This is a genomic window from Enterobacteriaceae endosymbiont of Donacia fulgens, assembly GCF_012567545.1.
GTDB lineage: Bacteria > Pseudomonadota > Gammaproteobacteria > Enterobacterales > Enterobacteriaceae.
In genome coordinates this window covers 1-4,977 of sequence record NZ_CP046183.1, presented here as the reverse complement: position 1 = coordinate 4,977, position 4,977 = coordinate 1, and the positions used below count along the sequence as shown (strand labels likewise).

At 18.5% G+C, this 4,977-nt stretch carries 3 protein-coding genes; 2 read left to right on the top strand and 1 reads right to left on the bottom strand.

Annotated elements, in window-relative coordinates; all coding sequences use genetic code 11:
* Positions 1-538: 538 nt before the first annotated feature.
* Positions 539-1,396 (top strand): plasmid replication initiator TrfA, encoded by an 858-nt coding sequence (gene trfA / locus GJU05_RS02275; RefSeq protein ID WP_208753957.1) that lies wholly within the window; start codon positions 539-541, stop codon positions 1,394-1,396.
* 64 nt (positions 1,397-1,460) lie between these two features.
* Positions 1,461-2,150 (top strand): prephenate dehydratase domain-containing protein, encoded by a 690-nt coding sequence (locus GJU05_RS02270; protein WP_208753955.1) that lies wholly within the window; start codon positions 1,461-1,463, stop codon positions 2,148-2,150.
* Positions 2,151-2,205: 55 nt separating this feature from the next.
* Here the strand turns inward: GJU05_RS02270 and GJU05_RS02285 are convergent, their stop codons facing one another.
* Positions 2,206-4,977 carry an inverse autotransporter beta domain-containing protein gene (locus tag GJU05_RS02285; protein WP_211080473.1) on the bottom strand — a complete coding sequence of 924 codons (2,772 nt, stop codon included), beginning with the start codon at positions 4,975-4,977 and terminating at the stop codon, positions 2,206-2,208.

Below are 4,977 nucleotides of genomic sequence, written 5' to 3'. Positions count from 1 at the left end.
TATTTTTAATTTATCTTTTTTTATTAAAAGTAATATTCATATGTATTAAATTATACATTTTTTTTTTTTTTTTACAATATATAAAAATAATAAAGATTATGTTTTTTTATAATATACAAAATATTAAAAAAGATTATATTTTTTTTTTGTTAATGTTTTTTTTTACACATCTAAACTACTTGCTATCCCGAGTTTTACTACTTGCTATCCCGAGTTTTACTACCTGCTATCCCGAGTTTTACTACCTGCTATCCCGAGTTTACTACTTGCTATCCCGAGTTTACTACTTGCTATCCCGAGTTTTTATTACTTTAATAACTTATATATTTTTTTTAAAAAATATTTGACATTTAAAAATAAAATATTTATTATTAAAAAATAACTTTTTTTTTAAAAGTAAAAATTTTATCCATCTATTTTCTATAGATAGATAATATTATTTAATTAATTCATATATTAAAATAATAGTAATTTAAAATTAAAATTATTTATTTTTATCTTTGTGTCTTTTTTAGATATAAAATTTGTTATAATTTAAATGCGTAAAAAATTGATTTATGATAGAATTAATCTATTAATTAAAAAAAGTAATATTTTAAAAAAAGAAGAAAAAAAACCTGAATTTTTTTTTTATAATTCTATTAAATATATAAAAAATAAAAATATTAATATAAAGAAATATTTTCCTAATATTTCAAAAAATAAAAGAGCTATACCTAATATTATATTACGTAGCTCTCTTTTTGGGGTAATAAGAAAAGGGCAAAGAAAATATGAAAAAAATATTTTAAAAACATCACTAAATGGTTTTTTTATACGTTTTACAGGAGAAAATTTAGATCAATCTGATTTAGATGTTTGGTTAGAATGTTTATACTTATTTTCACAAGTACCTTTAGGGGAAAAAGTAGTTTTTTCTACTTATTCTTTTCTAAAATCAATAGATAGAAAAACAGGTAAAAAAGATTATGAATGGTTAAAATCATCTTTAATAAGACTATCTATCTGCAGTATAGAAATAAATTATAAAAATTGTTTTTATATAGGTCATTTATTACATGAATGGTATAGAAATGACAAAACAAAAGAAAATATTATTTTTTTAAATAAAAATATAGTATCTTTTTTTATAGATTCTATGTGGACAGCAATTTCTTTAAAAGAAAGGAAAAAATTAAAAGGTAGACAATTATCTCAATGGATTCATTGTTTTTACTGTTCTCATAATCCTCCATCACTTTATAAAGTTATTACTCTAAAAAAACTATGTGGAAGTAATACTAATATATTATGGAAATTTCGACAAATTTTAAAAAAATCTCTGTATGAAGTTTCTTCGGCAACTGGATGGAAAAGTTGGATTGATAAAAATGATATTGTTCATATTATTAAATAAAATATATATTTTTTTATAATTTATATGTTAAATTAAATTTATTAATTAATTAACTCATAAAAAAATGTTAAAAATAATTAAGAAAAATATTTATAATAATAAAAAAAATATTATTATAAATGATAATATCAATAATTTTATAAAAAAAAAAAAATTTCAACATAATTTTTTAAAAAAGAAAAATTTTTATAAAAGTATTGCTTTTTTAGGCCCTATGGGAAGTTACTCACATTTAGCTACATTATTTTATATTAAGAAAAATTTTTTTAAAAAAACTTTTCTTAATATAAGTTGTCATAATTTTACAGAAATTTTTTTTTTTATTAAAAATAAATTTATTAATTTAGCTATAGTACCAATATATAATAATTGTACTGGGTTAATTAAAGAAGTATCTATATTATTAAAAAAAAACTATTTTTTATTCATAAAAAATAGTTTTTTCTTACCAATACAACATTGTCTAGTTTCATCTAAAAAAAATATAATTTTAAATAAAATAGAAAAAATTTTTAGTCATGCAGAACCATTAAACCAATGTAGTATATTTATTAATAAACATCCTCAATGGGAATTAAAATATTGTTCAAGCTCTTCTTTAGCAATGAAACTAATTAAATTTAGTTCATCTGAAAAATCAGCAGCAATAGGTAATAAAATATCTGCAAAATTATATAATTTATATATTTTAAAAAATAAAATATCTAATATTATAAATAATAAAACTAATTTTTTAGTTTTAGAAAAATTTTAAAATAAAATTAAAAAAAATTTTCTAAAAAATATTATTTTAATTTAATTAAATAAAACTATTTATCCTGAACACAAAAAAAAGAAAAAATATTACCAGTAATTCCTTTATCAATATCACCATTTAAAAAATTAATATGAAAATGTAATGGATCTCTAAAATACATATTAACAATAGGTGTTGATGTCCACATTAAATTAAATCTATCAACTATAGGCCATCCATAATTACTAAGTAAATCATCACCTGAATGAACATTATAAAATTCTAATAATTCAGATTTTGTTGGTAATCGAGAATTTTGTGATTTACAATATGATTCTGCATTATACCAATTAAACTTTGACCAATCTTCATTTAAATAATTATTTACCTGATCTCCTAATCGTTCTGTACTTAAAATTGGTCTTTTAAATTTTATCCCATTAACAAACAAAAATTCAGTCATATGACCATACATTCTAGCCCGGGGGGTATTAGGACTAGTAGATACTGTAAAAATTAAATTGACTGTTTTAGTAATATAATCATTTGCACTAATTTCAAGAGTAGTACGAACCCCAATACCGTGGGGGTCAGATACTTTAAGTTTTAATTCCCCATTTATATCTGTTGTAAATAAAAAATTATCATTATCATCAGATTTTTGATTAGTAATATCTTCAATATGTATTTTACCACTATCTTTTCTAATATCTCCTTGTCTATCTTTAGCAACAACATTTCTTATTTGGATATTAGAAAATTTGAACCTTTTACCATGCTTATCATAAACTGTTATTAAAAATGTAATGGGTTGACTAACTTTTGTAATAAGAATTTGAGGATTAGTTTTTAATACCATATTATCTACTGAAGGAGAGATAAAATTAATTTTAGTACTAAGATTTTTGTTAATTACATCACCAATTTTTACTTTTAATGAAACTTGACCAGCAGATGAACTAGTTATTAATGCAAAATATGTTCCTTTAGGATCTTCAGTAACATGCCCGAAATGTATATTATGTTTATCTGATAAATTACCTTTTTCTACTATAAAATGAACATTTTTCATATTTGTTAATAATTCATTATTATTATCTCTAGCTTCAAAAACTATTTTTGCTTCTTCAGAATTAACTAATATTTTTTTAGGAAAAACACTTAGAGTAGAAAAATTTTTATTTACTAAAGGATATAAAGTTTTTATCATAACATATGATATTTTTTTATTACCTAATACATCATCTACAATAATTTTTAATATTAAAGTATTATTTTTAATATTTTCAAAATCATAACTTGGCATATTTATAATATAATCATGATTATATAATCTAATTGAACCTCCCTGTTTATAAAAAACATTATCTATTTTAAAAGAAGTATTTTTAATATTATTAACAGAACTAATTTTTAATCCTAAAAAATGTTCACTTCTAGGAAAACCAATAATTTTTTTTTTTGTAGATAATTTAATTAAATATTTTTTTCTACTTTCTAAAAAAATATTATTGTTTCTATTAACAAAATCATATTTATGATCATAAGATGACGAAAAGATATCATTAATTTTTGTATGAATATGATTATAAAATGAAGAATTTAAATTTAAATTAATATTTATACCAAATTGTAAATTACTTTGTCCTAAAAAGGTGTGAGATTTTTGTATAGTAAAATTTAAAAAGGGTATTGGATTATAATTAATAGAAAAAGAGAGAATAGAAGGAGAAGATAATTTTTTATAATTTTCTTTTTTAAATTCTATGTTCCCAAAATATTTTGAATAATCAAAATTAAATATTAATTCTGGTAATTTAGGAAAGTAACCCTCTATTCTAAAATCCCATCCTGTAGCTGGCCTTGAAAAAAAATCATCATCATTTAAATTATTAAAAATAGTTTTTTTTTGATTTAAAATATTTGAATGCCACCATCTACTTAAACCATAATATATATTAATATTTAATTTTAAAAACTCTTTCCAAAATTCCCCACCTATTCCTATTCTTGTATTTTCTAATGAAATATCATAATCTAAAAAACTGTTTATCCCAAATAAATAATTATTATCAATAGATATTTTTCTTATACCAAAACCTAAATTATTTTGTATTCTATTATCAGTCTCGTGTATATTATTTTGTAAAAAAAAAACATAATTTTCATTTTCTATAAGAGGTAATAACAAACTAGCTTCAGAATTATTTAAATTTAAATTTTCATCTAAATTAATCCTTATTAAGGATTTACCATTTATTTCAAATTTATTAAATATTTTATAGATACTTAATTTAATTTTATTATTTATTTCGTTATTAAATATATTTAATAAATTTAATTTAATATTTTCTATAAATACTTCTTTATTAGAAAAATTATTAGAAATATTATTCTTCATTGTTAAATAGTAATAAAAAAATTTTTTTTTGTAATCTATACTAGATTTTTTTTTTTTATCTAAATAAAAATTTGGATTATAATTATTTAAGTAATTATTTTTATTAGAATTTTTTTTTATGTTATTCCAAAATATTTCGTATTTATTTAAATTTTTATTAAAAATAATATTATTTTTAATAAAAAAAAATTTTTTTAATATTTTTTTTGTACTTTTTTTATTAAAAATATCAATGTATATATATTTTTTATTTAAAATAATGAAAAAATATTTTTTCTTTATTTTTTCTAGTAAAGGTATTTTTATCTTTAATATATTAATATTTTTTTTATTTGTTGCTATTGCTATTAATGTGTTGTTAGGAAATAAAAAATATATTATAGAAAAAATTATTAGTATTGTTTTTAATTTATTTAAAATTTTTAAGAAAAAATTTTTTTTCAT

Coding starts and splice junctions, on each gene's coding strand:
- trfA (WP_208753957.1), top strand. CDS start 539: ATGCGTAAAAAATTGATTTATGATAGAATTAATCTATTAATTAAAAAA.
- GJU05_RS02270 (WP_208753955.1), top strand. CDS start 1,461: ATGTTAAAAATAATTAAGAAAAATATTTATAATAATAAAAAAAATATT.
- GJU05_RS02285 (WP_211080473.1), bottom strand. CDS start 4,977: ATGAAAAAAAATTTTTTCTTAAAAATTTTAAATAAATTAAAAACAATA.